Here is a 26,549-nt window from a genome sequence, read left to right as displayed (position 1 = left end):
AAAGCAATTGCAGCCGCCACGGCATGCCCCGCCGGGCGGCTTCGGCGTCCTTATAGAAGCGCCTTCAGTAAACGGCAAGCGGTCAAAGGTTAACTTGGGCTAACCTTTTGAACACTACTCTTCGACGGGCGCAGGCGTCGGAGCCGCCTCAGTCTCGACCTTCGGCTTCGGCGCGGCCTTGATGCTCGATGGCGACGGGGCCAGCACCATGACCATCTGACGGCCTTCCAGGCGCGGCTCGGATCTGACCTTGGCGGCTTCGCCGAGATCGCTCTTCACGCGCTGCAGAACAGCCATGCCGAGCTGCTGATGCGCCATCTCACGGCCACGGAAGCGCAGGGTAACCTTTACCTTGTCGCCCTCTTCGAAGAACCGCTTGATCGACCGCATCTTCACATCATAGTCGTGGTCGTCGATCGCCGGACGCATCTTGATCTCTTTGATCTCAACGGTCTTTTGGTGCTTGCGCGCCTCGGCTGCCTTCTTCTGCGACTGGAATTTGAATTTTCCATAATCGAGGATCTTGCAAACGGGCGGCGTCGCCTCAGGCGAGATCTCCACGAGATCCAGGCCCGCATTCTGGGCCTGCTCGAGAGCATCGGTGTGGGACACCACACCTACGTTCTGTCCGTCTTCGTCAATCAATCGCACTTCGCGGGCCCGGATTGCCTCATTGATCCGGGGGCCGGATGGCTCGCGCTCGGGCGCGGCTCGCATTGGTCGGCGGATGTTGCGTCTCCTTGAATTGCTTCGATAAATCCGTTTCTACACGGAAAGCCGGGTAGGCTCCCAGGAGCCGAACCGGCATAGTAACAGGCTACAATAGCGCAAAAGATCGAGAAGAAACGGGCGCAAGTCAAGGGTGGATCGTGGCGCGCACCGGCCTCAACCCACCCAAAAAAGTATCAGATCGCCCCCATTTACCGGGCTTAGCCCCGGCTCAGCCCCTTCTGGCCCAGCTCCTCCAGATACTTCGTCCAGCGCTTTTCCTTTTCCCGGCCAAGCTGCTGCAGGTAGCTCCACGTATAAAGGCCGGTATCGTGGCGATCATCGAACGATATGCGCACCGCATAGTTACCGACCGCGCGCAGATCCTTGATCTTCACGTTACGCTTGCCGCCAACAGTCACCCGCTGGTCCGGTGAATGTCCCTGCACCTCCGCCGACGGGCTCATCACCCGCAGCATCTCGGCCGTGAACTCATAGCGGGTCTTGCAGGCGAACTCGACGATCAGCCCGGTGCCGCCGCCGGTGATCTCCAGCCGGGGCGGGCGCACAGCGTTCTGTTTCGCCTGATCCAGTTCTTCCAGCGTGCGCTTGGCGATATCCTTGAATATGCGCGCGTGCTCGCTGTCCGGCAGCGTTGCCGTCACCGGCTGACCGGTATCGGACCGCAGCCGAACATCCATATCAAGCGGCACCTCACCCAGGAACGGCACGCCCAGACGCTCAGCTTCGCTGCGGGCGCCGCCGTGGCCGAAGATATCCGAGCGCTCACCGCACTTCGGACAGATGAAGGTGCTCATGTTTTCGACGATGCCCAGCACCGGCACGCCCACCTTGCGGAACATCGCCAGACCCTTGCGGGCGTCGATCAGCGCCAGATCCTGCGGCGTCGAAACCACCACCGCGCCGGAAAGCGGCACCTGCTGCGCCATTGTGAGCTGCACGTCGCCCGTACCCGGCGGCATGTCGATGATGAGCACGTCAAGGTCGCCGTCCTCACCCCATGCCACGTCACGAAGCATCTGGTTGAGCGCACCCACCACCATCGGACCGCGCCAGATCACCGGCGTTTCTTCATCGACGAGGAAGCCCATAGACATCGCCTTCAGGCCATAGCCTTCCAGCGGCTTCAGCGTCTTGCCCTTCACCACCTGCGGCTGACCCTTGAGGCCAAGCAGGCGCGGCTGCGACGGGCCGAAAATGTCGGCATCAAGTATGCCCACCTTCTTGCCCGCGGCCGCCATGCCCAGCGCCAGGTTCACCGCCACCGTCGATTTGCCGACGCCGCCCTTGCCCGACGAAACCGCAATCAGCGATTTGACGCCCGGCACTTCCGGCAGTTCGCGCTTGCCGGTCTCAGCGCCCGGCGGTGGAGTTGCTGATGCGCCAGCCGGTCCGTGGCTGTGACCGTGCGAATGGTCGTGCTTATGGTCGTGGCCGTGGTCATGGTTGTGGGAATGTCCCTGCGCGCCGCCATTGCCGCCTTGCAGGCCGACGCCCTGCGCCCGTGCCTGCGCTACCCGCGCACTTTCCGGCGCCCGGCCCGCGGGAGCTGCCTGCGCACGCGTCGCCTCCGCCGTCAGCACCGCGCTCACCCCGGCCACGCCCGGCAGCGCCTTAACGACCGTCTCGGCCGCCTGGCGCAGCGGCTCAAGCTCTTCCGCGCGCGCAACCGGCACGGTGATGGAAAAATAAACCCGATCGTCCTTCACCAGCACCTCGGACACCAGCCCGAGATCCACGATATTCCCTTCCAGATCAGGGCCTTTTATACGGCGCAGCTCGTCGAGAACCTGCGTCTTCGAAACAGTCATTTCCAGCTCCAGGGGGCATAGGCGGCGAGGGAGGATCGCCTGGAGTACTTCCGAAAACGTGGCTCCCGATTTTCCAACAAGAAGCACGATTGAACAGCGTGGCTTCCAGAAAAATGGGGACCGGTTCTCCGATGCGAAGTACGGCCAAACAAATAAAGTCCTAGAGCCGTTCCGCGTTTCCGCTAAATCAGATCGGCTCTAGAGTCATTCTAGAGTGTCAGAGGCTTTACTGGAAGTCACGGACTGGCATCGATATAGGATGCCACACCGAATTGAGCAGCCTTGCAACAATGCCAGCTCGTTCGTCACAGAATGGGCGCCATAGCAGGATCAGGAGAGATGCATGCGAGCGCTGCTTGCGCTCAGCCGCTGGATAGACAACGCCACTCGCATCATCGGCCAGTCCGTTGCCTGGCTGGTCATCGTCGCCGCCGTCATCAGTGCCGGCAACGCAGTCGTGCGCAAGCTGCTCGACAGCAGCTCCAACGCGTGGCTCGAAGTGCAATGGTGGCTATTCGCGGCCGTGTTCCTTCTGGCAGCCCCCTGGACGCTCGCCATCAACGAGCACATCCGCATCGACATCGTGAACGAGCGGCTGTCAAAGCGCACGCGCAACATCATTGAACTGATCGGGCACACGTTCTTCCTGCTGCCCACAGCGGCGCTCATTGCTTACACGTCGTGGGGCTTCGCCATGATGTCATGGCAGCAGAACGAACAGTCAGCCAACTACGGTGGCCTGCCGCAATGGCCGATCAAATTTCTGATCCCGATTGCGTTCTGGCTGCTGTTTGCGCAGGGCATCTCAGAGCTGATCAAGCGCATCGCCATCATGCGCGGCGAGCTGCCGGATGACCGCGACACACCCGCAACCGCCCCGCAGCAGGCATCGGAAGCATCTGAGCTTCCAATCCTTGCCCCGCCACCCGGCAAACACAACCAAGCGCCGCCAGCGGGCCAGAAGGGGGATTGATGCTGCTGCCGTTCATTGCCGAGAACCTCGCGCCGATCATGTTTGCGGCGCTGGTGCTGTTCCTGCTGCTCGGCTATCCGGCCGCGTTCTCGCTTGCCGCCGTCGGCCTCGTGTTCTTCGTCATCGGTGTTGAGCTTGCGCCCTATTCCGGCGGCGCCATCAATCTGTCGTGGCCGCTACTCGGCACCATGCCCGAACGCATATACGGCGTGATGACCAACGACACGCTGCTGGCCATCCCCTTCTTTGCCTACATGGGGCTGATACTCGAACGCTCCGGCATGGCCGAGGATCTGCTCGAAACGGTCGGCCAGTTGTTTGGCAGCGTGCGCGGCGGTCTTGCATTCGCCGTCATCTTCGTTGGCGCACTGCTTGCCGCCACCACCGGCGTCGTCGCCGCTTCCGTCATCTCCATGGGCCTCATCTCGCTGCCCATCATGATGCGCTATGGCTATGATCGGCGCTTCTCCGCAGGCACCATCGCCGCCTCGGGCACGCTGGCGCAAATCTTCCCGCCGTCGCTGGTGCTTATCGTACTCGCCGACCAGCTCGGCCGCTCCGTCGGCGACATGTACACCGGCGCACTTATTCCTGCGCTCATTCTCACCGGCCTTTACGCCGTGTTCGCGTTCGCCATCGCGTTCATCTGGAAAACCGCCGCACCGGGCCTGCCGCCGGAAGCGATCCGCTATCGTCAGCCTGACGGTAGCCGCGGGTATCTCTCGCTAGTCGTGCTCACCAGCATCTGCTCCGTATCGGCACTGCTCATCATGCTGCAGAGCCATTATCGAGGCGCCGATTTCGTCGTCCTCACCATGACGCTTGGCGTCTGCTTCGCCGTCGTCATCGCGGGCATCAACTGGCTGCTGCGCCTCGTGCGCGGACCGCAATTCCTCTCGCCGCTGGCCGAACAAGTCGTGTTCGTCATGGTGCCGCCGTTGCTGCTCATCTTCCTGGTGCTCGGCACCATCTTCATCGGCGTCGCCACCCCAACCGAGGGCGGCGCCATGGGCGCGGTCGGTGCCATGCTGCTCGCGCTCGGCAAGCGCTACAGCGAGGGCAATCGCGCCCGCTTCAACTTCGAGATCATGCGTTCCGCCGCGCAATCCACCACCAAGCTGTCGGCGTTCGTGATGTTCATCCTCATCGGCGCGCGCATCTTCTCGCTTACGTTCTATGGCGTGAACGGTCACCTGTGGGTGGAGCACCTGCTTACGTCGCTACCGGGCGGCGAAGTCGGATTCCTCATCTTCGTCAACATCCTCGTTTTCTTCCTCGCGTTCTTCCTCGACTTCTTCGAGCTCGCGTTCATCATCGTGCCGCTGCTGGCACCCGCTGCGGAAGCGCTCGGCATCGACCTGATCTGGTTCGGCGTCATCCTGGCTGTGAACATGCAGACCAGCTTCATGCATCCGCCGTTCGGCTTCGCGCTATTTTATCTGCGCTCCGTCGCACCGCGCGCACCGTACGTCGACAAGGTCACCGGGCAAACGATGCCGCCGGTCACCACAGCCCAGATCTATTGGGGCGCCCTCCCCTATCTATGTATCCAGCTTTTCGTCGTGGCGCTGCTGATCGCGTTCCTCGGCCTCGTCCGGCACGATCCGCCGCCGACCGCTCATCGTCCCGCCGTCACAGCACCGGGTGGCGCAGCGCCCGCGTTCAAAAGCGAAGGCTTCCACCTGCCGCCGTATCCGCCCGCAATTCCCGGCGCCCCGCCGCCCGATACCACAGGGCCCGGCGCGCCAACGCTCGATATGTCGGTGCCTCCCGATCTCGTGAAGCCCAGTGAGGTGAAGCCGTAAAGCTTTTCGCCTAAACTCCCCCGTGAGACGTATGCTGAACGTCACCGGAGGTGCATCTGATGGGCGAGCAACCGACCAAACCCACCTGCCGGCTCATCCGGCCGGGCGACACACCCGGCGATACCTACGACGGCAAGCATGGTGTCACCTACTTTACAGGGATCGCAGCCGAGACTGTCGGCTCGCAGGGCATCTGCATGCATCTGCTCACCATCCCGCCCGGTGGTCGCGCCAAAGCGCACCTGCACGAGAACCACGAAGCCGCCGTCTACATTCTGGAGGGCGAAGGCGTGACGCTCTACGGCGACAACCTGGAGCATCACATTCTCACCAAGGCCGGCGACCTTTTCTATATTCCGGCCGGCGTGCCGCATATGCCCGTCAATCTCACCGACAAACCCATCTCGGCCCTCATCGCACGCACCGATCCCAACGGGCAGGAAAGCATCATGCTGCTGCCGGAGCTGGAAGAGGTTGCGGACGCCGCCATCGCCCGCATCGCCAAGCAGATGGCATAGACAGCTACATCAACTGCACCGCCCCAGCCTGCTCTCTACGCATCAGATCGCCGGCCCGGCGCGCGATGGCTTCGCCGTGTGAAAACCGCCATTGAAAAGTTCGTGCACGGATAATATTCTGAAGCCTCAATTGCTGCGCCACTTGACGGCTCGTTTTCACTGAACAACGGCCATTCCCGACGCATCTTTCCGGCGCCCGTTTGGCTCGCGTGATAGGGCAACAATCATGTTGTTGGGGGAAGTCCGCGCGCGCATCGCCTTTGCGCTGAAGCAAGCAGGCAAAGCCGTGCTTGTGCTGCTTTTGTTAACTTCAGCGGCCCATGCGCAAGAAGAAGCAAAGGAATGCGAGGGTGAAGGCATCAAGGCCATCGTCGCCTGCACGCGCATCCTCACCAAAGATCCAACCAACGCAGCCGCACTCAGCCAGCGTGGTGCGCTATACGCTACCGCGCGTCAGTATGAAAAGGCGCTGATCGATCTGGACGCAGCGCTGCTTCAGGACGCCGACCAGGAGGCTAATCTCACCGCAAGAAGCCACGTAAACTTTCGCCTGGGCCGGTTCGATGCTGCCATCGCCGACGCAAACCAGCTTCTCAAGGACAAGCGTAATCTCCGCGGCTTATACCACCGCGCAAACGCTCACCTCGGCAGCGGACAATTCGCCAACGCGGTGGTTGACTACACCGCATACATCAATCGCGATGACGATTTCATATTTGCTTATACCGGTCGCGCCAAGGCGCTGTCCGAACTCAATCTCGACAACTCGGCTCTTCGGGATGCCGACATGGCTTTCGATCTGCTGTCAAAAAGCACCGAACCGCACTCACCCGATCAGGCTGACGTCTACGAAACGCGCGGCGCCATCTATGAAAAGCTACATCTGATTTTTCGCGCAATAAACGACTATGCGCGTTGCGTGGAATACGACCCCGAACGACAAACGTGCTCTGCATCCCTGCAACGCCTGAAGGCGCAGGATCTCACCGGCAGCGACCTGAAGCTGCTCGCCACGGCAATGGCGGCTCCTTTCGACGAGAGCCCCGCAGATAAAAATCCTGCTGGCGAAACTCCGAGCAGTGAAAAATCCGCTGAAACTTCCAGCGTCCCTGCATCCAGCGGCATCTTCGCTGCCTACACGCCGACGGAACATCATACATCGCGCGTCGTCTGGGGGCCGTCGGTGCAGGTTGCGAGCGAGCTGTCGCTACAGCAGTGCCGGGCGGCATCTGACGCATGCGGAAACAAGCCCTCCGTCACCGACAATCTGGACGATGTCTTCGCGGTCATGTGTTGCAGCAAACCTCGCGTCGGCTGCGCCGCCTTCGCTGGCGCCAACGCGGCTGATGCAAAGCGCGGCGTGGAGGCGTTGTTCAAAGATGCCGGATTCAGCAAATGCAAGCTGGCCAATACGCTTTCCGCGCGGACGGGAGAAAAGCAATGAACCCTTTCCGCAACATCGCACTGATAGCGGCACTACTGTGCACCGCGCCCGCACACGCCGACCGCCTGACGAGTGACATAGCTCTAAGTCTCGACATCTGCCTCGGCGACCGGGCGGACGCGCGCGAATTCAAGGATAGCAACGGCAAGATCATTGGCGTGGTCATCCGTTGCACCGGCCCTAAGGCGGCAGCACTCTATGCCGAGGTGCGCGAGAAACGACTTGGCGAATTTGAGTTCACCAATGAATACGCTGCGATCCGGTTCGGCGCGCCGGTGCCAGACTATGCTCGCTGCCTCACAACGGTGGAGCACAAGATCGACGTCTGCGCGTTCTTCGTGCCCCAAATCAGCAAGGCTGAAGCCGATCGGCTGCTGCTAGGCAATGCGCTGTATCAGGAAGACCTGTCAGAACACTTCGGACTGAACGAGAAATTTATTCAGGCGCTACAAGCCGACGACGACGACATCCCGATCGAATAGGGTACTGCCGAAACGCGTCCGAAATTGCGCCACGCCCCCGCTCATGCTCCGCTGAGTACTTAAACCAGCCCCTTGCGCTGCTGGATCATCATGAACGTATCATAGGTGTGCTCGGCCAGCTGGAACCACAAATAGTCCTCGCCGCGAATAGCCAGCGTCGCCTCGTACACTTTCTTGAAGTCGGCGTTCTTGGCGCAGATCTCGTCGAACACTTCGTTCGATGCCTTGAAACAGGCTTCCAGAACTGCCTCGGAAAACGGCCGCGGCTCCGCACCGCCAATTGCAATCCGTTTGATCGCCGCCGGATTCTGCAGATCGTAGCGCGTCATCATGCCGATGTCCGCCATCGTCGCCGCGCTGCGCACCATCGCCTGATAGTGCTTCGGCAGCGCGTTCCATTGGTCCATGTTGATGAAGAAGTGCAGCATCGCCTGCCCTTCCCACCAGCCGGGATAATAATAGTAGCGCGCCACCTTCGAGAACCCGAGCTTCTCGTCGTCGTACGGGCCGACCCACTCGGCGGCATCGATAGTGCCCTTCTCCAGCGATGGATAAATATCGCCGCCCGCGATCTGCTGCGGAACACCGCCCAGCTTCGCTATCACCGCGCCCGCCAGCCCGCCGATGCGCATCTTCAGCCCGCGCCAATCCTCCGGCGCATTGATCTGGCGGCGATACCATCCGCCCATCTGCGTGCCGGTGTTGCCGCCAGGAAACCCGATGATGTTGTAGCGCTGATAAAACGCGTTCATCAGGTCGATGCCGCCGCCCTGATACATCCACGCATTCTGCATCCGGTAATTCAGGCCGAACGGCACCGCCGTCGCGATCGCGAATGTCGGGTCCTTGCCCCAGTAGTAATACGACGCCGTATGCGCTGCCTCGACGGAGCCATTTTGCACCGCATCGGCCGCGTTCATGCCCGGCACCAGTTCGCCCGGCGCAAACACGCGCACGCGGAAGTTACCGCCTGACATCTCACCCAGCGCCTTGGCGAACGTATCGCCTGCACCATGGATCGTATCGAGCGACTTCGGAAAGCTCGACACCAGCCGCCACTCGACAACGGGATTGGACGCGATAACCGCCGGCGCCGCCACAGCTGGAACAGCGATGCTCGCCCCGGCTGCTCCGGCCGCGGTCGTGGTCAGAAACTTGCGTCGATCAACTTTGTTCGGCACCGGGCCTTATCCTTCCGTGCAGCCGCCACGCTCGGGCAGCCCGCTCGCCTGCATCCGGCCTATAGCGCGGGGTCGGCAGACATCATTCAGTTGCCGCCGTTATACTGCGCGCCGTTTCGCCCACCAACCCGTTCCGCGCATCCCGCGCGTCATGTCCGGCGTCGATCGCGGCACCAGTTACCAACCTCTCCGCCATCAGCCCGCAATGCTGCAACGCAGCAAGCTTGCCGCAATCGCAGCGGCCCCCTAAATCGCCACCATGCAAAGTGAGACTGGCACCGCTGACAGCCCCAACCACCGCGACGACATCGTCGGCGTATTGCTGGCGGGCGGCCTGTCATCGCGCATGGGCGGGCCGGAAAAATCGCTGCTCGATCTCGGCGGCCGCCCCATGCTCCGCCGCGTGCTGGACCGCATGGAGCCGCAGGTTGGCCAGATCGCCATCAACGCCAACGGCGATCCGGCTCGCTTCGCCGCGTTCCGCTACCCCATCATTGCCGACGCCATCCCGGGCCACGCCGGACCGCTGGCCGGCCTCCATGCGGGCCTGCTGTGGGCACAACGCGAAGCCCCGGCCGCGCGCTATGTTGCAACAGCATCGGCTGACAGCCCGTTCGTGCCGCTCGACCTCGTGCAGCGTCTCGCCGACGCCATCCGCTCATCCGGCAAACCCTGCGCCATCGCCGCCCATGCGGGCGAGAAATACCCCGTCGCCGGGCTCTGGAGCATTAACCTTGCCGATGCCGCCGCCGACGCACTGGCGCGCAACATGCGGGCGCTATATCGCTTTGCCGAAGCCAACGACTGCGCCATCGTGGAATTTCCAGCTCTATCGCTTGCCGATATTTCCGTTGACCCGTTCTTCAACGTCAACACGCCGGAAGAATACGAACAGGCCCGCGCCATCTGTGCAGCAGCCACAAATCTCGGTGCGTTATGAGCGCTGATCGCACACCGCCAGCCCTGGTATCATCGCCCTACATAATCGGCGTCGCGGGATGGAAGAATTCCGGCAAGACCACGCTTGTCGAGCGGCTGGTCGCGCACTTCACACGCAGCGGCTGGCGCGTTGTCACCGTCAAGCACACACACCATCACCTGCGCCCGCACGATGGCGCAACCGACGGCGAGCGCCATAGCCACGCTGGCGCCATCGCGTCCATCGTCATCGCACCGGACGCATGGGAAATTGACGGTGTGCGGCAACCATCCGCGCCACCGCAGCTCACGGAAATTCCGCGCATCATTGGCGACGCCGATCTCATCATCGCCGAGGGCTTCAAGTCGGCGCCGATTGCAAAAATCGAAGCACGCCGCACCGCCTCGAAAACCCGCGATCCTTTGGCGCCGTCCGATCCGCACATCATCGCCATCGCCGCCGATCACACCACTGAATCAGGCGCGCTGCCGCTGTTCGATCTCAATGATGTTGAAGCCATCGCGGCCTTCATCGCGGCCGGCGCTGCGAAAAACGGCTGAGCCGCGCCCACACGGGTCTTTCGCCGGACCTTCCCCGCCAGCGCCGCCGCAGATAGCCCAATCCCAGCAAAACCAGTACAAAACCGATCAGAAGCCACAACGTGCCGTTCTCGAGCAGAGACCGCCCAACTTCCGGCTCCAGCTCTTCTCCGGGCACGGGAACCAGCCGGGCCGCGCGATCAGCGGTCGAGCCACCGAGTTCGCCGCCGCCCGCAAAACGCGCCCCTAATCCGGCCCGAGCAACCAGCCATTGCAGGACTATGACCGTACGCATCACCGCTCCACCCGGGCGCGGCGGCCTTGATCACTTGCTCAACCGCCCCAATCTTCATAACGGTCCGGTGCGGCGTGGGTTGCCCGACAGGCCCGTACCATTTATCGATAAGCGAAGGCCAACCGGCCTCACACTTAAGCCTCGGAGCGTACCACAAGCCGTGGGTCAGCCAGCTAAAACTCAGGCACAGCCAGAGCTCATCGATCGCTACGGCCGCGCGGTCACCTACCTCAGGGTGTCCGTCACCGACCGCTGCGACTTCCGGTGTGTCTATTGCATGTCCGAGAACATGAACTTCCTGCCCCGGCGCGACCTGCTATCGCTGGAGGAGCTTGACCGCGTCTGCACCGCCTTCGTCGAGCGTGGCGTGCGCAAGCTGCGCATCACCGGCGGGGAGCCGCTCGTGCGCAAAAATATCATGTCGCTGTTCCAGGGGCTGTCACGCCATCTCGATTCCGGCAAGCTTGAAGAGCTGACACTCACCACCAACGGCAGCCAGCTCAAGCGTTTCGCTCGCGAGCTTAAGGCCACCGGCGTTGAGCGCATCAACGTCTCCATCGACACGCTGCAGCCTGATCGCTTCCGCGCCATCACCCGCTGGGGCAATCTCGACACTGTGCTGCAGGGTCTCGACGCCGCCAGCGAAGCCGGGCTCAAGGTCAAGCTCAACGCCGTCGCGCTCAAGGGCACCAACGAGGACGAGATCGACGATCTCATCCGTTTCGCACACGGGCGCGGTTACGACCTCACCCTGATCGAAACGATGCCGTTGGGCGAAGTCGACGGCAATCGCCTCGACCAATACCTGCCGCTCTCCATCGTGCGCGCGCGCCTGCTCGACCGCTGGACGCTCGACGACATCCCCTACAAGACTGGTGGCCCCGCGCGCTATGTCCGCGTGCGCGAAACCGGCGGCCGCATCGGCTTCATCACGCCGATGACGCACAACTTCTGTGAAAGCTGCAACCGCGTGCGCCTCACCTGCACCGGCACGCTGTTCATGTGTCTGGGTCAGGAAGATGCTGTCGATCTGCGCGAACCCTTGCGCGCCGGACCGAACGACGCCGCTCTGCATGCCGCCATCGACGAAGCCATGCTGCTGAAGCCCAAGGGCCACGACTTCGTCATCGATCGCCGCGCTGGCCGCCCCTCCGTCGCCCGCCACATGAGCGTCACCGGCGGTTAGCGGGCACTCGCAACTCAGCAACTCCGGTTGACAATCGGAAAGGCCTTCGCGCTCTGCGCGAAATCCTGCTTGCTCCGACGTAAAACTATTCGCTAAGCTCATGCTGAGTATTGCGTGGGAGGGGGCGGTGGTTGATTGCGGGTGGAGTTCGCCTGAGGCGATTTCGGCGTGTGTAGCGATAACGCATAGCTGGCTGAAAATGGCTGGTGATTTAGCTGGCCTCGGTAGCGCGGCGCTCATCACCGCTCTCGTCGGCTATATTTTGCTGCTACGCCGGCACCGCGACAAGCTGGATGGCATGTTCAACGAATGCCGTCATCGCGCCACCAACGCCGAGGAGGCTCAGCGCCAGTTCGATGCCCGGATAGATGCAGCGAACCAAATCGAACAGAAACTGACATCAAGCAATACTGCACTTCAGGACGAGGTCCGCCGACTACGGGAAGGCGTCGCTGCCAACGCCGCAGCTCACGAAACGCTCCACGACGCGCTCGAACTGTCGCAGTCGGGTGACACTGCATTCTGGCGCAGACCGTCCTTACCGCTGCACGACGCTGGGCTCCCTCTCCAGGTGCGCATGCCCTGCCCAATACTAATGTTCGCCAATCAAAAAGGCGGCGTAGGCAAAAGCACGTTGGTTGCAAATCTTGCCGCCTACTTCGCTACTGAGGGCTTCAAGGTTTTAGCCATTGACCTTGATTACCAAGGTACGCTGACGCAACAAATGCGGCTTGAACAATTTGGTCCCGGCGGCCCGCCATTTGGACAAGCGTTGGACGCAAAAACGATCCTTCGCGACCGCTTCAGAAAATCCGATTGGCCCACATATCGTATCAACGACGCAATCATACCGGCGACCAATAATTTGCCTCGCCTCCGAACAGATCGCGCTTCCGGCCAACTGTTCTATCTGGCGAACGACTATGAACTGTCCCAAGTAGAACGCGCAGTGGAATATCACTGGGTGCTCAACATGCTTGGCGATGATCCACGTTATCGTTTGGCTGCATTCCTCTCGCACGCCGCGGAAGTGTTGCAGTTAGACTACGTGCTCATTGATGCACCGCCTCGATTCACGCTTGGCTTTATCAATGGCATGACATCTTCAACGCATCTTTTTGTGCCCACAGTTGTTGATCTGTCGTCGACGCGTGCGGTTGAAACGTTCGCGCGGCAGTTCTCGGAACTGGCGCCACGCATAAATCCAGCAATTCACTGGGCAGGCGTCATCGGCACCATGACCACCGGTAATGACGGCAGATTACCTCAAACTCTGATACCCACTGCTCAATCAACCGAATATGCCGTGCGCAACCGCATCCCCAACGCAGGGCCATTTTTTTATGATGCCACTATACCAAGATCATCGCAGATTACTGAAGGTGTACAATCTGGCATTCCCTTTCTCAGGTCGCAGAACCTGCAGAAATCCGGCATCATTCAGAATCTCGGCAACCAGATACTCGATGCAGTAGACGAACATGGACCGCAGCCATCTCCCTCAATCGCTCGCAGCCCTGAGCAGCTATCTGCAGTCTGATGTCGCGAAGACTGTCGCAGCGCTGGCGGACGCTATCAAGACGTCATCCGACAGTGCTGCAGCAGCGGCAGAGTTGTGCGCCAACGCCAAAACAAAGAAGCAGCGGGAATCGCTGGCGCGCGCTGCAAATTTGTTTGCGCTGATAGGCGAAATGCAGGAAGCAAATATCGACTTGGCTGAACTACGTGCGGCCATCGACGCAGCCTTGCAATCTCGACCGGCCGCCCCCGCCCGCACAAAAAAGCCAAAGCAAGAAACACCTGCAAAAAAGCCGTCTGTCTCGAAGAAAAAATCTTCACACAAAACTGTAAAAGTGCCCGTTGTCACAGCAGAGCAGCTTCTCGCAGAGCTTCGCGAGGCGCAATTCGACCCCGGCCGCTTCACGCAGGTTCACGAGACGTTGACAGATAGCAAGCGGGTCAAGACCGACATGCTGCATCACATCGCGAATACATTTCTTGCTCAGAACACAGCCTTCAAAGGACGCAAAGAGGCGTTGGAGGCGATCTTGCGTCGACATCACGATTTGCTGCGCATAAGCGATCAAGATCGGATGATTGAGCGTCTGAACTAAGCGCCTTGCGCCGGCCGCCCTTCCGTCGCCCTCCACATGAGCGTCACCGGCGGTTGACGCAGCCCCTCGCGCAACGGCCGTCCTGACGCTGCTGCGGAACCCAAGCCGGCGCTCACGCCGCTTTCGCTTCAACATGCGCCGCCAGCTTGTCGAGCGTCTGATAGCCATACTCCACTGCGCCGAACCCGATGGTCGCGTCGCGCTGTTCCTTGCTCGGATGCAACTGCCGCAGCGTGACAATAGTTTTGCCATCGCTCTGCTCATCAAACGTCACCGTCATCCGAAAGCGAGCGGGATCATCATCCACGTCCGCCCCGTAATCGACCTCGATCAGACGCGGCGCTTCGATCCGACGGAACATCATGCGGTTCGTGTATCGCGTGCCATCGGGCGCGATCATATCAAACCGCCACATACCGCCGACGCGAATATCAATCGCCTTCGTTTCAATCGCGATGTCCGTCGGCCCAAACCAACGCGGCAGGTGCTGCGGATCGATCCACGCCGTGAAAACACTGCTCCGCTTCGCGTTGATCGCGCGGGTAAGAACGATTTCGCGCTCCATTTCCCATCGATCAAGGGTATCGTCAGAACGTGATGTCATAGCTTAACCCTTCCGCTTTCCTGTGCTGACGTTTTTCCCGGCTTCCGCTTCCGTGCGGCGTTTGGCTTTTTTCTCCGTCGCCTGCTCCAGCGCCATCGCGTAGGCCTCGAGGCGATCGAGACGCGCCCCCCAGATGGCGCGCTGCTCCGCCAGCCAGGTCTCAACGCTTTGCATCCCGGCCGGCTTCAGCCGACACGTGCGGACCCGGCCACGCTTCTCGGTCTCAACCAGTCCGCCCGTTTCAAGCACGCGGATGTGCTTCATCAGGCTCGGCAGCGCCATGGCGAACGGGCGCGCCAGTTGCCCCACGGATGCCTCCCCTTCCGCAAGCCGCGCCACGATGGCCCGCCGCGTCGGATCGGCAAGCGCGCTGAACGTCTGATCGAGCTGGTTCTGATAGTTATCCATATGGCTAACTGTAAGCTCCGAGCCCTGCGGCGTCAATATCGGTTATCCATCTGGCTAACTTTTCGCGCAATCGTGCCCTGATAAATGGCGGGCGCAACATTCTCCTGCTGTCGCTTCTTCTGAGACGCTGCTTCCTCAGCCTTGACCGCCGCCCGATCATGTAACATTGATTGTTACATCGAGCACCCATCACCCCCCGCGCCCGACACACATGCATCGCCACGCCGCAACGCACGCAAGCGGCAGGAGAACCCCGCCATGACCGACGCCAGCACCGCGTTCTCCGATCCGCAGGCGGTCGCGCGCTACACCGAAGGCCCGCCCCGCATCGTGCCCGGCTACACCGGCATGCAGCGCATGGCCGGCCTGCTACTGGCCGAGCGCATCGGCCCCACCGGCCGCGTGCTGGTGCTCGGCGCGGGCGGCGGCCTCGAACTCAAAAGCTTCGCCGACTCCTATCCGCACTGGACCTTCGATGGCGTTGATCCGTCAGCGGAAATGTTGGCCCTGGCGGAGCAGGTGGCCGCCCCGCACATGGCGCGCATCCGCCTCCATCGCGGCACGATCGATGACACTCCCGAAGGCCCGTTCGACGGCGCAACATGTCTGCTCACGATGCATTTTCTGGATGTGGAGGAGCGCCGTCGCACGGCCGCCGAGGTGCGCCGGCGTCTGAAGCCCGGCGCGCCGTTCGTCGTCGCGCACTTTTCCATTCCGGGTGGTGAGGCGCAGCGCGCGCTGTGGCTGCAGCGTTATTCGGCGTTCGCGATTGCGTCTGGCATCGAACCGCAAAAGGCCGAAGCCGCCCGCGCGGCCATCGCCCAACAACTGACGATCCTCTCACCCGACGAGGACGAAGCCATCCTGCGCGACGCCGGCTTCACCGACGTCGAGCTGTTCTACGCAGGCTTCACTTTCAGGGGGTGGGTGGCTGGCTCAAGCAACCCACTCCTAAGATTGAAGGCGGGTGCTCAAAAAATATATCCCATACAAAGACGTAATAACGACATTTGCAAGAACAGTAAAAAACAAAGCTCTCCCAATTAACCACAGCAATTCATAGCAGCTTCCGCTGCAAAAAGTACAGGAGTTTACAAACGCCTCAACGAATGGCATTGAAGTCACAAGCAAAAGAGCGACAGTTGCCAAGTATCCAAAAAGATATGATATATACATTCTGCGCGTCAAAACCACATCATTTAATCTCTGACGCTCGTTTGACCAAGAGCGTAGAGTCGCTGGCGAACCCAGCAGAGGCTCATCGAGGTTTTTTCGATCCAATGTCGCAACCGCGGCCAAGGCTGCGATAAAAAACGCCGCCAAAAGCTCAAATAATTTTGAAAACTTCTCGACGAACTGATCGTCTCCAAAGAAATCCGGAGCTCCGAGAGCATAACGATGGAGCATGGTAAGCACAGCGCCAATGATAACTGGCGCGATTAGATCAGCAAACAATTTTGAAGCATACACACCCTTCCCAACGCGAATACGCAGATACGCGAAGCACTGAGCTAGCTGCCACAGCATCCACATCAGCTTGACGGAGTCCAATATTTTTCATTCGCAATCACGTTCGATATTTTGTTCGCAAGCTCATCATTGCAGACGCTCTCGCACTGCTCCAACGGCCTTTCAAAATCAGTTATGATGGCTGTCCTGGCGTAAATAGTTTCTGCAGACTCCAATCTTGAGATCGCAAATGTGGGCGACGCACTACTCTTGCCCTCTAAGCCGGATATGTTAATCTGAACTTCGTCATAGTTCTCTTCCCTGGCCATAATTGGAAGTTTATTTTTTAACCAATTAATTAAACGCTCTGGTCGACCCTCATAATCCAGCGTCATCGCCAGATTTCTCGTTTTTCTTTTTATGTTCACACCCAAGTCTGGGCCACTAAATTCTTCACGTCGAGATATTAATTCAATTGAATTTACGCGGCCCGCCTTAATGTCTTTCTCCAAACTGGCGCTTGGCTGCAGGGCGAAATCGATACGCGGGTAATTGGGAATCAAGCGTTGCGAACTTTGTCGCATGAAAGCAGCGCCGTTGCGTTGAGCATCAGTTCTGAGCAATGCATTAAGAAACCTTATAACGAGAGTCCTTGATACATTTGGCACTTTCTCAATGGCGGCTCTATATACCCCAAAAGATCTCTTGTGACTGTCGATAATCACGTGGCATGAGTGACCAACAAGCTCATCCCGTTTTGGTTTTGCGATCCGCACCTCGCGCTCCAAGCGATTCACAAATGCAGGGCTAGCGATAGTTTCATCGCCTCGTGTCACCAAAATAATTGTCTTATCGCCAGACCGTTGTAGATCAGCAATATATACGACATCTGATAAGTCTGCGTTGGTGGCCTTCGCCTGCTCGGGGGTCATACCAACAGTTACGTTGCTAACAGTGTCAGAATCCGTCAGCGAAGCAAAAGCGCGGCGCTCAGAAAACAAGCGCTCAATCGCAATCAAAGCGTCAGGCAAATTTATCAACGGCGCGTCAGCCGGTACCATCGATATTTTTGCATTAATGAGGAATACAGCTCGTTCGTTTTTATTCGACATAAGCGCGCCTCTCATCGGGTATGAAAGTTCATCGCACGCAAAGCCTGAAAGTGCTCATGTAGAGTAGATATATCCACACAATTTGCCCCAACCTAACCCAACAACCGCCTCACCCCGGCGCGTACATCTTCAAGCGTGAACGGCTTTGAGATCACCGCCAGCTTCGTGCCCGCCAGCGCGCGGGCGCGATCGAGCTGCTCGGAAAAGCCTGACATCAGCAGCACACGCATCTGCGGCTGCTTCAGCGCATGCTCGGCCAGCGAAATGCCGTCCAGCAGCGGCATCTCCACGTCGCTCACCAGCACATCGAACGCCTGCCCGCCGGCCGCACCGCCACCACCGGACTGCAACTGCTCCAGCGCCTCCGCGCCGTCCTGCGTAACCAGCACACTGTGCCCATCGGCCTCCAACGCGCGCCGCACCAGATCGCGTGTCGAAGCATCGTCGTCGGCAAGGAGAATGCGGGCCATGGTGATGGTGCCTCCGGTGCTGGAGCGCAATCGCTTCTCTTCAGATCGCGACGCCGCTCTTGCCATTTGATGAGACCGATGATTCACGCCTCGGACTGATCCGGCCCGAAGCGATCATGGTCTAGCCTGCCACAATCAGTTGAGTGCAAAATCCGTGCGTGACGTGATCGATCCTGTCCGAAACGCCATCGCCTTTGCCAAATCGCGAAGGAGCTCCATCCCACATTTTCAACGCGACCAATGTTTCAGATCGCTGACTGATACCCCCTCAGCGAACGAGGTCTTTTCCTGCGACCGACGATTTACGCTGCGAACTACAGTCCAGCACTCGCATCAACACGCCACGCCACCCGTCGCCGCCGTCAGTCATCAACCTATCAGCGCGACGCACAACCCGCGCCACACACCTGCAGCCCGTCGCCCTTACGGACGCACAAGCCGCCCAACGAACGGCAGCTCGCGATAGCGATGCGCCACGTCCATGCCGTAGCCGACCACGAACTCGTTCGGGCACAGGAAGGCATAATAATCGGGCTCCAGCGTGACAGCCCGCGGCAACTGCTTGTCGAGCAGCACGCAGGTGCGGATCGAGGCCGCGCCGCGCGCCGCCAGCAGGTCCTTGGCGAACGCCAGCGTGCGACCGGAGTCCAGCACGTCATCGACAATGAGGATGTTGCGGCCGCGCGCGTCGAGATCGAGATCGCGCAGGATGGAAACCTGGCCGGAGGAAATCCGCGCCTTCTTGTAGCTGGAGAGGGTCATGAAATCGACCTCCGGCGCCAGCCCGTGGCGGTGCAGCGCGCGGATCAGATCGGCCGCGAAAACGAAGCTACCCTTCAGGATCGCCACCACCAGCAGGTTGTCCAGCTTCGCCGCCGCGATCGTCTGAGCCAGCTCGTCGAGCCGCCGGGCGATGTCTTCCGGCGTGAAGATGACCTCAAGCGTGTTGTTCGGTGCATTCGTCACGTCGTTCATCAGCTCCACCCCATCCTTCGGCCCCGGCGCACTGCCCGCCCATACCCGCATCATATGGCGTCAGAATAGCAGGACATTGCATCCCCGCGGCAATACCGCCATAACGGGATTATTCCATACGTGCGCCTCGCTGCACACGAACCCGCCACATTCGTACCCGATTGATCGGCAATTCCCGTGGTTTCCGTCGTCCCTGGAGCCCTGAGGCCCCGCGCTGCAACCGGCTAGCTGACATCCGTGATTCGCCTCTCGAACATCGCCCTCGCCTATGAGGATGGCCCGGACATCCTCTCGGAGGTGGACTTTCATCTGCGGCCGGGTTCGTTCCACTTCCTCACCGGGCCATCGGGTGCCGGCAAAACCTCGCTGCTGCGGCTGCTGTTCATGTCGCGTCACCCGACGCGCGGGCAGATCCACCTCTTCAATCAGGACGTGAGCCGCATCTCCACCGCCAAGCGCGCGCAGCTGCGCCGCCGCATCGGCATCGTGTTTCAGGATTTCCGCCTGCTCGACCATCTCACCACGTGGGAGAATGTCGCCCTGCCGCTGCGCGTCGTCGGCAAGCGCCTTGGCGACTACCGCGAGGACGTGACCGACCTGCTGCAGTGGGTGGGTCTAGGCGATCGCATGCATGCATATCCATCCATTCTCTCCGGCGGTGAGAAGCAGCGCGCGGCCATCGCCCGCGCCGTCATCGGCAAGCCGGAGCTGCTGCTGGCCGACGAGCCGACGGGTAACGTTGACCCGCAGATGGCGCGCCGGCTGCTGCGTCTCTTCATCGAATTGAACCGGCTCGGCACCTCGGTGCTGATCGCCACCCACGACCATCAACTGATGCGGCAATTCAAGGCGCCGCGACTGGAGCTTCACGACGGCCATGTCCGGATCGTATGACAGGCCGAGCGGTCGCGGGGATCGCAGTGGGTCGCATGCCGCGGCCGACTATGACCCCTATGACAACGCCATGACCGGGTCGCCGGATGGCTACGGTCAGCAGGGCTATGCCGCGCAGCCGGAGCCGCGCACCGAGCCACCGCGCCGGCGCATCCCCTCAACGCGCGGCCGCAAGCCGAAGCACGAGAGCGCCAGCACGCCAGTGGTGCCGCCCGATTCGGTAACGGGCCGCTCGCTCACGCTCGTCATCGCCATCATGTGCTTCCTCGCCTGCCTCACCGCCGGCGCCGTCTACATGATCAACCAGTCCGCCAACGCCTGGCTGCAGGACATCGCCAGCGAAGTCACCGTGCAGGTTGAGCCGCGCGACGGCATCGACATGGAAAAAACCCTGCGCGATGCGGAGAATTTCCTGCGCGCGCAGCCGGGCATTGCCCGCGCCGACGCTCTGAGCCTCGAAAGCTCCACCAAGATGCTGGAGCCGTGGCTCGGCAAGTCCGATGTGCTGTCCGAGTTGCCGGTGCCGCGCATGATCGCGGTCGAGATCGACCGCAGCGCTGCGCCCGACACGGACGCCCTGCGCGCCGAGCTGACGCGTAAGTTCCCTTCCGCGACGCTGGACGACCATCGCCGCTGGCAGCAGCAGATCCGCACCGTGATGCGCTCGTTCGCGTTGGGCGGCCTGTTCATCCTGCTGCTGGTCGCGGCCGCTACTACGGCCATCATCATTTCCGCCACCCGCTCGGCACTGGCATCGAACCGCGAGATCGTTGAGGTGCTGCATCTGGTCGGCGCCACCGACCGATACATCGCCCGCGAGTTCGAGCGCCACTTCCTGCGCCTCGGCATCCGTGCCGGCATCGTCGGCGCTGCGAGCGCCATGGGCGTGTTTTTCGGCATGCCCTACATGATGCGCGTTCTGGGCGGCGGCGGCATGACCAACGCCGAGGTGCACCGCCTGATCGGATCGGGCGGCCTCGACGCCACCGGTTACGTTCTGCTCGGCATCGTTGTCATAATCATATCCGCCCTGTGCATGCTCACGTCGCGATTCGGCGTCTTCCGCATCCTCAATGCCAAGCTGTAACAGGCTCCATAAAGTCTGCCGATTCTGACCTGGATCGGTCTCCGACCGACTTGCCGTTCCGGTGTGGGCAGGTGTCGCTGCACCCTTGAATGGCTGTCCCACCGGGCTTCAAATCGGTTAGGGTAGTGATGCGTTTTTAGACTGCAGACGGCGCGATGAAAGAAAGCGTAGGCGAATAGCCCCGGCAATGAGCAGCTTGTGGCGAGTTCTGGTTTTCGGGTCGGCAGCCATTGCTGTGCTGCTGATGCTGGGTTTTGTTGTCTTCGCCAACGTCGTCACCAGCCCGGTCATGGAAGCCAATCCGAACGGCGATGCCATTGTGGTTCTGACCGGCGAAAGCGCACGCATTGCCGAAGGCGCCCGCCTGCTCGATGAAGGCCGCGCCGGTCGCATGCTGATTTCGGGCGTATTTCCCCGCACCGGCAAAAAGGCGCTGCTGGAGATATCCGGCCTGCCTGAAGACAAGTTCGATTGCTGTGTCGATATCGACTACGCCGCCCTGGATACGGTCGGAAATGCGCAGCAGACGCGCAACTGGGCCGCTGCCCATGGATACAACAGCGTCATCGTCGTCACCGCCAGCTATCACATGCCCCGCAGCCTCGCCGAACTGTCGCTGGCGCTACCCGACGTCGAACTCATTCCGCACCCGGTGATGCCCGGCAGCTTCCCCTCCTCGCACTGGTGGCTGAACACCACCGTGACGCGCACGCTCATTTCCGAGTACCTTAAATTTCTGCCTCGCGCGGCCCGTCTCACCATGGCGCGGCTGGTGCGATCGGCCTCATCAAGCTCGGTCGCGAAGGAAGCAGCTGAGAGTTCGTCTGCCGGGATCTTTTAGCCCTTGTCCACCATCATCTATATCCGCTCGCTCATCTTCGCCGCGCTGTTCTATGTCGGCACAGCCGTTTTCGTCATCGGCGGCTTCCCGCTCATGTTCGGTCCGCGCCGCTGGGCCATGGCAGGCCTGAAATGCCACGCGCGGTTCAGCCTGTGGCTGCTGCGCTGGATCACCGGAACGCGCATGGAGGTGCGCGGGCGCGAACGGCTACCGCAGGCACCGTACCTCGTCGCCGCCAAGCATCAGTCCGCGTGGGATACCTTCGCCCTCATCCCCATTTTCAACGACCCGGCCATGGTCATGAAATGGGAGCTGACGCTCATCCCCTTCTACGGCTGGTTCTCGCGCAAGTTCGAGCACATCTTCGTCCGGCGCGATCGCGGCCCGGCAGCCCTGCGCCGCCTCATCGCCGACGCCAAGGATCGCGCAGCAGCCGGCCGCGAAGTGCTGATCTTCCCCGAGGGTACCCGTCGCGCACCCGGCGGCGAGCCCGACTACAAATCCGGCGCGGTCGCCCTTTATGAAGGTCTTGGGCTTCCCTGCGTGCCGGTAGCGCTCAATTCCGGCCTCTACTGGCCGCGCCGTCAGCTGATGCGTTATCCCGGCACCATCATCGTCGAGATCCTCGATCCGATCCCCGCTGGCCTATCGCGCGCTGCCTTCCGCAACGAGTTGCAGAGCCGCATCGAAGCTGCATCCAATCGCCTGATCATCGAGGCATCCCGCTCCGCAAACCCGCCGCCGATTCCCGCTGATGTTCTGAAGCGAGCCCAGGTAGCAACGGCCGGATAACACGTGCAACGGCTGCCCCGGCTGCCGGACCACCCCGGCTATACTTTACAAAAACAAAAGCGCCGCCCTGGAGCGGCGCATTTCACATCTGCCGCACGCAATTCATGCGGGATGCGAAAAACTCTATCTAATTTCACAACTACTTCTTTTTGGCGGCCGTTTTAGTTTTCACGGATGCGGACTTTGTCCTCGCCGGAGCTGCAGAGCTGCGGCGTTCAACAACCGCTGTTTTCGCTTTGGTCGCGGCCGGAGCCACGAATTTGCCCGTGGCCGATGCTTTGCCAGAGCTCTTAGTGGAAGAAGCTTTTGCCATGTCGAACCTCGTCGATCTGGATGCAGAACGTCAGCGTCGCAATCACACACAATGCAAAGAGCAGCATGAACCCGAAATGTGGTGCTGCGATTGCGGCTGTATCACATTCTACCAGTGGTCTACCGGCGCTATTCAGTGTGCTGCATGTAAAGTTGTGCAGAACGGCCTGGATGCGCCATCATTGCCACGTCGTTGAGCAGCGCCCGTCGCTGCCCCGTCCATCGTGCTTCGACTTTCGTGCTTCCTCCCTCCGCGCACTTCAACTGCACCGCTGCACAGTTGGGCTCCGCCCCCTCTACATTCGCTCCCTTCCCGTAGATCAGCCACACGCATAACTGCCGGAGGCGATAGCCGACGCCCTTGGGCGCAGCACGCCCGGCCGGCAGGTCCGATGTTCGCGTCGAAGCCCGACATTATTGGCACGACGCGTACGCCCCTTCACGCCCCCGCAGCATTTTCACCGGACTTCCTCAAGTCATCACCCGCAGCCCCCAATCCGAGATCATGCCTCCGTCACCGTTGTCTTGATCATGAAGCCCCCCGCTCCCTACGCCAAAGCATTTCCCCTGCGCATTCCCGTAGCAACCCATTCATCGTCTGGCTCGACGCCTTTCTCTCCTTCCCCCTTTGCCCCAACAGCCGTTTATCGCACGCGATACAGTTCACCGGCCGCGCTGCTTCTCTTGTCTGCCTCATATCGTCCGCGCACCGCACGGCATTCGCACAATGTTTCTTCCGGTCTTGGCGTCTGGCGCTCGGTTGCGGACCTCGCCTAGCATCCCCTGAAGCATAGCAACTGCCTCCTTCTCAGGCAAGAACATTTAGCGATCATAGCAGGAACATTTAATTGACGGGAGGCGGAGGCGTTCCTATATTGAAAGAAATGAGTGCCGGGATGGTCCGATGTCTGATGTAGGTGACTTTCCAGCCCCGATTTCGCGCGAAATATGGGACAGCAAGTATCGGTTTAAGGGTGCACATGGCGCCCCGATCGACGGCGCGCTGGATGATACGTTCCGGCGTGTAGCCAATGCGGCCGCCGCGCCAGAAAAAGGTCGGAAAGCACGGGACAAGTGGGCCAACCGCTTTCACGCAGCTATGTCGGACTTCGGCTTTTTGCCTGCAGGGCGCGTTCTGGCCGGCGCCGGAACCGGCCGGCAGGTCACGCTTTTCAACTGCTTCGTCCTTGGCCGCATAGAAGACGATCTTTCCGCCATCTTTGATGGCGTGAAGGAAGCCGCGCTCACAATGCAGCAGGGCGGCGGCATTGGTCACGACTTCTCCACCCTGCGCCCACGCGGCGCCCCCGTCACTTCAATAGGCGCCGATGCTTCCGGCCCTGTGAGCTTCATGGAAGTGTGGGACGCCATGTGCCGCACGATCATGTCGGCAGGCAGCCGTCGCGGCGCCATGATGGCAACGCTGAGATGCAATCACCCGGACATTGAGGCTTTCATCGATGCCAAGTCCGACCCGCTCAAGCTTCGCAACTTCAATCTGTCGGTGCTGGTAACCGATGCCTTCATGGCCGCTGTACGTGGTGACCAGCCGTGGGATCTCAAGTTCGGAGGCAAGACCTATCGCACCGTCTCAGCGCGGGCGCTTTGGGAGCGCATCATGCGTTCCACGTATGACTTTGCCGAACCCGGCGTCATCTTCATCGATCGCATCAATTCGCGCAACAACCTGCACTATTGCGAGCAAATAAGCGCCACCAACCCCTGCGGGGAGCAACCTCTGCCTCCATATGGGGCGTGTCTTCTCGGTTCGATAAATCTTGCACGCTTCGTCGAGCATCCGTTCACCGATCGCGCACGGATAGACCTGAAGAAGCTGAGGCAACGGGTGGCCGTGGCCGTTCGTTTCCTGGATAACGTCATCGATATTTCCAACTATCCGTTGGCAGCTCAGCGGGATGAAGCTTTCGCAAAGCGACGCATCGGCCTCGGCATAACAGGGCTTGCCGATGCGCTGATCTTTTGCGGATTGCGCTATGGTTCTACTGAAGCGGTCGCCGCCGCGGAGAGCTGGATGTCAGTCATCCAGAACGCAGCCTATGCCGCGAGCGCCGACCTTGCCGCTGAGAAAGGCGCGTTTCCGCTCTATAGGGCCGATGCATTTCTTGCCTCGCCCAACGTTGCGCTGCTCGACAAGGATGTGCGCAAGGCGATCCGCCAGCATGGCATTCGTAATGGCTGCCTCACCTCGATCGCACCGACAGGGACAATCTCATTGCTCGCGGGCAACGTTTCTAGCGGCATTGAACCCGTGTTTGACTACCGTTATACGCGGCGCATTCTGGCCCGCGACGGATCCAGTCACGAAGAAACCGTCGAGGACTATGCTTACGCTCGCTTCCGGGAACGCTTCGGCGCAGATGCGTCACTTCCCGCCGCCTTCGTCCGGGCGTCCGATCTTACCCCCGGTGAACATCTGGCGATGCAGGCAGCGCTGCAGCCCTATGTCGACAGCGCCATCTCCAAGACTATCAATTGCCCGGAAGGCATCCCGTTCGACGACTTCAAAGACGTGTATCTCAGTGCGTACGGTTCGGGTTTAAAGGGTTGCACCACCTACCGTCCCAATCCAATCACCGGATCGGTCCTGCAATCAATCGGGCAAACCGATTCTGGCGCTGCTGCCGCCTCACCTTCTACCGATCCGCGCGCGCCCTCTGGCGTGCCATCGGGCATCGGTTCGCCTGCACCCCATTCTGGGGTCCAGGACGCAAGCCCAGGCCAAATGCTGGGCGCACCGCCTTCGCATCCAGTCCCAGGTTTCGCACCGGGGGCGACAGCACCAGCCTCAACGCATGTCTTCGACAGTGAGCTGGCGCCGCGTGATCTTGGTGCTCCAGCACTCAACAGCTCAACCGCTGGCCGCGAGGGTGTCGTCTACATGGCGCAACCGCTGCAGCGTGAGCCAGTGTTGTCCGGCCAAACCTACAAACTCAAATGGCCAGCCAGCGACCACGCGATTTATGTCACGATCAACGACATCGAACAGGCTATTCCAGGAACGTCACAAAAGCGCCGGCGTCCGTTCGAGATCTTCATCAACACCCGCAACCTTGAACATTACGCATGGACGGTCGCGCTCACGCGAATGATCAGCGCGGTATTCCGCCGCGGTGGCGATGTCAGTTTCGTCGCGGAGGAATTGAAAGCTGTATTTGACCCACAGGGAGGCCACTGGCTTGGCGGCCGTTACGTACCCAGCCTGCTGGCTGCTATCGGAGAGGTCATAGAAAACCACATGCGCCGCACCGGTGCTTTCTGTGGCACGAACGAGGCAGCGGCAGAGGCCCGTCATAACAACACCGCGAAATCCGCGTCCGGATACAGTTCTCACATCGCGATCAGTTCCGATGAACATTCGCCTTCACGCAGCAGTGCCGCACCATCAGCAGAACAGCCTGCGCGCGCCCGGATCAAGTTATGCCCGCGCTGTTCGGACACCGATTACGTTCAAAGAGAAGGCTGCTGGACGTGCAACAGATGTGGATTTTCCCGTTGCGGCTGACGGGCGTCGCAAGTCCATAAACAGACGCTAACGGCCCGTTAAATTATGCTCCATACGAGCGCGTCAATGTCTGCGACATGCCGCAA

Annotated in this window: 24 protein-coding genes and 1 pseudogene; 17 read left to right on the top strand and 8 right to left on the bottom strand. The window is 60.6% G+C overall.

Annotated elements, in window-relative coordinates:
- Nucleotides 1-195: 195 nt before the first annotated feature.
- Nucleotides 196-717: pseudogene (infC, locus tag QEZ49_RS09525) on the bottom strand (translation initiation factor IF-3); the annotation flags it as partial.
- A 212-nt stretch (nt 718-929) separates the two neighbouring features.
- Nucleotides 930-2,540, bottom strand: coding sequence for a P-loop NTPase (locus QEZ49_RS09520; protein WP_280386338.1), 1,611 nt, complete (start codon nt 2,538-2,540; stop codon nt 930-932).
- A 343-nt stretch (nt 2,541-2,883) separates the two neighbouring features.
- Between QEZ49_RS09520 and QEZ49_RS09515 the strand changes: the two genes are divergently transcribed.
- From QEZ49_RS09515 to QEZ49_RS09495, 5 genes are all read left to right on the top strand, one after another.
- The gene (locus tag QEZ49_RS09515) at nt 2,884-3,513 is read left to right on the top strand and encodes a TRAP transporter small permease subunit (RefSeq protein WP_280386337.1); all 630 of its coding nucleotides are present in this window, start codon (nt 2,884-2,886) and stop codon (nt 3,511-3,513) included.
- Nucleotides 3,514-3,515: 2 nt separating this feature from the next.
- Nucleotides 3,516-5,318, top strand: a complete 1,803-nt coding sequence (locus tag QEZ49_RS09510; protein ID WP_280386556.1) for a TRAP transporter large permease subunit — start codon at nt 3,516-3,518, stop codon at nt 5,316-5,318.
- Nucleotides 5,319-5,377: 59 nt separating this feature from the next.
- Nucleotides 5,378-5,836, top strand: a complete 459-nt coding sequence (locus tag QEZ49_RS09505; protein WP_280386335.1) for a cupin domain-containing protein — start codon at nt 5,378-5,380, stop codon at nt 5,834-5,836.
- Between the two features lie 226 nt (nt 5,837-6,062).
- Nucleotides 6,063-7,280, top strand: coding sequence for a hypothetical protein (locus QEZ49_RS09500; protein WP_280386334.1), 1,218 nt, complete (start codon nt 6,063-6,065; stop codon nt 7,278-7,280).
- On the top strand, nt 7,277-7,762 hold the full coding sequence (locus QEZ49_RS09495) for a hypothetical protein (RefSeq protein ID WP_280386333.1): 486 nt from the start codon (nt 7,277-7,279) through the stop codon (nt 7,760-7,762). The genes QEZ49_RS09500 and QEZ49_RS09495 overlap by 4 nt, the downstream gene beginning before the upstream one ends.
- Nucleotides 7,763-7,821: 59 nt before the next feature.
- Here QEZ49_RS09495 and QEZ49_RS09490 read toward each other — a convergent pair whose 3' ends face one another.
- The gene (locus tag QEZ49_RS09490; RefSeq protein ID WP_280386332.1) at nt 7,822-8,943 is read right to left on the bottom strand and encodes an ABC transporter substrate-binding protein; all 1,122 of its coding nucleotides are present in this window, start codon (nt 8,941-8,943) and stop codon (nt 7,822-7,824) included.
- A 259-nt stretch (nt 8,944-9,202) separates the two neighbouring features.
- Between QEZ49_RS09490 and mobA the strand changes: the two genes are divergently transcribed.
- The 5 genes from mobA (at nt 9,203) to QEZ49_RS09465 (ending at nt 13,996) form a co-directional block, all read left to right on the top strand.
- Nucleotides 9,203-9,883, top strand: coding sequence for a molybdenum cofactor guanylyltransferase MobA (gene mobA / locus QEZ49_RS09485; RefSeq protein WP_280386331.1), 681 nt, complete (start codon nt 9,203-9,205; stop codon nt 9,881-9,883).
- Nucleotides 9,880-10,422 (top strand): molybdopterin-guanine dinucleotide biosynthesis protein B, encoded by a 543-nt coding sequence (gene mobB, locus QEZ49_RS09480; RefSeq protein ID WP_280386330.1) that lies wholly within the window; start codon nt 9,880-9,882, stop codon nt 10,420-10,422. Before mobA ends, mobB begins: the two co-directional genes overlap by 4 nt.
- A 434-nt stretch (nt 10,423-10,856) precedes the next feature.
- The gene (gene moaA, locus QEZ49_RS09475; RefSeq protein ID WP_280386329.1) at nt 10,857-11,882 is read left to right on the top strand and encodes a GTP 3',8-cyclase MoaA; all 1,026 of its coding nucleotides are present in this window, start codon (nt 10,857-10,859) and stop codon (nt 11,880-11,882) included.
- 199 nt (nt 11,883-12,081) lie between these two features.
- A complete protein-coding gene (locus QEZ49_RS09470; RefSeq protein WP_280386328.1) occupies nt 12,082-13,422 on the top strand; it encodes a ParA family protein in 1,341 nt (446 codons plus the stop codon).
- Nucleotides 13,364-13,996, top strand: a complete 633-nt coding sequence (locus tag QEZ49_RS09465) for a hypothetical protein (RefSeq protein ID WP_280386326.1) — start codon at nt 13,364-13,366, stop codon at nt 13,994-13,996. Before QEZ49_RS09470 ends, QEZ49_RS09465 begins: the two co-directional genes overlap by 59 nt.
- 112 nt (nt 13,997-14,108) lie before the next feature.
- Here the strand turns inward: QEZ49_RS09465 and QEZ49_RS09460 are convergent, their stop codons facing one another.
- On the bottom strand, nt 14,109-14,600 hold the full coding sequence (locus QEZ49_RS09460) for an SRPBCC family protein (protein WP_280386324.1): 492 nt from the start codon (nt 14,598-14,600) through the stop codon (nt 14,109-14,111).
- A 3-nt stretch (nt 14,601-14,603) separates the two neighbouring features.
- Nucleotides 14,604-15,008, bottom strand: a complete 405-nt coding sequence (locus tag QEZ49_RS09455; protein ID WP_280386322.1) for a metalloregulator ArsR/SmtB family transcription factor — start codon at nt 15,006-15,008, stop codon at nt 14,604-14,606.
- A 258-nt stretch (nt 15,009-15,266) separates the two neighbouring features.
- On the opposite strand from QEZ49_RS09455, the gene QEZ49_RS09450 reads away from it, so the two are divergent.
- Nucleotides 15,267-16,055 carry a class I SAM-dependent methyltransferase gene (locus QEZ49_RS09450; RefSeq protein WP_280386320.1) on the top strand — a complete coding sequence of 263 codons (789 nt, stop codon included), beginning with the start codon at nt 15,267-15,269 and terminating at the stop codon, nt 16,053-16,055.
- A gap of 485 nt (nt 16,056-16,540) precedes the next feature.
- Here QEZ49_RS09450 and QEZ49_RS09445 read toward each other — a convergent pair whose 3' ends face one another.
- The 3 genes from QEZ49_RS09445 to hpt form a co-directional block, all read right to left on the bottom strand.
- Complete coding sequence (locus QEZ49_RS09445; RefSeq protein WP_280386318.1) at nt 16,541-17,569, bottom strand: hypothetical protein; 1,029 nt, start codon at nt 17,567-17,569, stop codon at nt 16,541-16,543.
- A gap of 92 nt (nt 17,570-17,661) precedes the next feature.
- Complete coding sequence (locus QEZ49_RS09440; protein ID WP_280386316.1) at nt 17,662-18,039, bottom strand: response regulator; 378 nt, start codon at nt 18,037-18,039, stop codon at nt 17,662-17,664.
- A 423-nt stretch (nt 18,040-18,462) separates the two neighbouring features.
- Nucleotides 18,463-19,014, bottom strand: a complete 552-nt coding sequence (gene hpt / locus QEZ49_RS09435) for a hypoxanthine phosphoribosyltransferase (RefSeq protein WP_280386314.1) — start codon at nt 19,012-19,014, stop codon at nt 18,463-18,465.
- A gap of 237 nt (nt 19,015-19,251) precedes the next feature.
- Between hpt and ftsE the strand changes: the two genes are divergently transcribed.
- From ftsE to QEZ49_RS09405, 6 genes are all read left to right on the top strand, one after another.
- A complete protein-coding gene (gene ftsE / locus QEZ49_RS09430) occupies nt 19,252-19,908 on the top strand; it encodes a cell division ATP-binding protein FtsE (protein ID WP_068464868.1) in 657 nt (218 codons plus the stop codon).
- Entirely contained in the window at nt 19,892-20,995 is a 1,104-nt protein-coding gene (locus QEZ49_RS09425) for an ABC transporter permease (protein ID WP_280386312.1), read from the top strand. Before ftsE ends, QEZ49_RS09425 begins: the two co-directional genes overlap by 17 nt.
- A 187-nt stretch (nt 20,996-21,182) precedes the next feature.
- Nucleotides 21,183-21,836: a YdcF family protein gene (locus QEZ49_RS09420; protein WP_280386310.1), complete on the top strand. Its 654-nt coding sequence runs from the start codon at nt 21,183-21,185 to the stop codon at nt 21,834-21,836.
- Between the two features lie 3 nt (nt 21,837-21,839).
- Complete coding sequence (locus QEZ49_RS09415; protein WP_280386307.1) at nt 21,840-22,628, top strand: lysophospholipid acyltransferase family protein; 789 nt, start codon at nt 21,840-21,842, stop codon at nt 22,626-22,628.
- Nucleotides 22,629-22,894: 266 nt separating this feature from the next.
- Nucleotides 22,895-23,137, top strand: a complete 243-nt coding sequence (locus QEZ49_RS09410) for a hypothetical protein (protein ID WP_280386305.1) — start codon at nt 22,895-22,897, stop codon at nt 23,135-23,137.
- A 707-nt stretch (nt 23,138-23,844) separates the two neighbouring features.
- Nucleotides 23,845-26,463 carry an adenosylcobalamin-dependent ribonucleoside-diphosphate reductase gene (locus QEZ49_RS09405; protein WP_280386304.1) on the top strand — a complete coding sequence of 873 codons (2,619 nt, stop codon included), beginning with the start codon at nt 23,845-23,847 and terminating at the stop codon, nt 26,461-26,463.
- Nucleotides 26,464-26,549: the final 86 nt, after the last annotated feature.

The organism is Hyphomicrobium sp. D-2 (assembly GCF_029872155.1).
Classification (GTDB): Bacteria; Pseudomonadota; Alphaproteobacteria; order Rhizobiales; family Hyphomicrobiaceae; genus Hyphomicrobium_A.
This window is presented reverse-complemented; position numbering and strand designations above follow the sequence as displayed.

Bases quoted from the DNA above. Each gene is read 5' to 3' on its own strand.
- mobA (WP_280386331.1), top strand. From the start codon at position 9,203: ATGCAAAGTGAGACTGGCACCGCTGACAGCCCCAACCACCGCGACGAC.
- QEZ49_RS09440 (WP_280386316.1), bottom strand. From the start codon at position 18,039: ATGGCCCGCATTCTCCTTGCCGACGACGATGCTTCGACACGCGATCTG.
- QEZ49_RS09425 (WP_280386312.1), top strand. From the start codon at position 19,892: ATGTCCGGATCGTATGACAGGCCGAGCGGTCGCGGGGATCGCAGTGGG.
- QEZ49_RS09460 (WP_280386324.1), bottom strand. From the start codon at position 14,600: ATGACATCACGTTCTGACGATACCCTTGATCGATGGGAAATGGAGCGC.
- QEZ49_RS09450 (WP_280386320.1), top strand. From the start codon at position 15,267: ATGACCGACGCCAGCACCGCGTTCTCCGATCCGCAGGCGGTCGCGCGC.
- QEZ49_RS09455 (WP_280386322.1), bottom strand. From the start codon at position 15,008: ATGGATAACTATCAGAACCAGCTCGATCAGACGTTCAGCGCGCTTGCC.
- QEZ49_RS09445 (WP_280386318.1), bottom strand. From the start codon at position 17,569: ATGTCGAATAAAAACGAACGAGCTGTATTCCTCATTAATGCAAAAATA.
- hpt (WP_280386314.1), bottom strand. From the start codon at position 19,014: ATGAACGACGTGACGAATGCACCGAACAACACGCTTGAGGTCATCTTC.
- QEZ49_RS09465 (WP_280386326.1), top strand. From the start codon at position 13,364: ATGGACCGCAGCCATCTCCCTCAATCGCTCGCAGCCCTGAGCAGCTAT.
- QEZ49_RS09470 (WP_280386328.1), top strand. From the start codon at position 12,082: ATGGCTGGTGATTTAGCTGGCCTCGGTAGCGCGGCGCTCATCACCGCT.
- QEZ49_RS09405 (WP_280386304.1), top strand. From the start codon at position 23,845: ATGTCTGATGTAGGTGACTTTCCAGCCCCGATTTCGCGCGAAATATGG.
- QEZ49_RS09500 (WP_280386334.1), top strand. From the start codon at position 6,063: ATGTTGTTGGGGGAAGTCCGCGCGCGCATCGCCTTTGCGCTGAAGCAA.
- QEZ49_RS09495 (WP_280386333.1), top strand. From the start codon at position 7,277: ATGAACCCTTTCCGCAACATCGCACTGATAGCGGCACTACTGTGCACC.
- QEZ49_RS09505 (WP_280386335.1), top strand. From the start codon at position 5,378: ATGGGCGAGCAACCGACCAAACCCACCTGCCGGCTCATCCGGCCGGGC.
- QEZ49_RS09515 (WP_280386337.1), top strand. From the start codon at position 2,884: ATGCGAGCGCTGCTTGCGCTCAGCCGCTGGATAGACAACGCCACTCGC.
- QEZ49_RS09520 (WP_280386338.1), bottom strand. From the start codon at position 2,540: ATGACTGTTTCGAAGACGCAGGTTCTCGACGAGCTGCGCCGTATAAAA.
- mobB (WP_280386330.1), top strand. From the start codon at position 9,880: ATGAGCGCTGATCGCACACCGCCAGCCCTGGTATCATCGCCCTACATA.
- QEZ49_RS09420 (WP_280386310.1), top strand. From the start codon at position 21,183: ATGAGCAGCTTGTGGCGAGTTCTGGTTTTCGGGTCGGCAGCCATTGCT.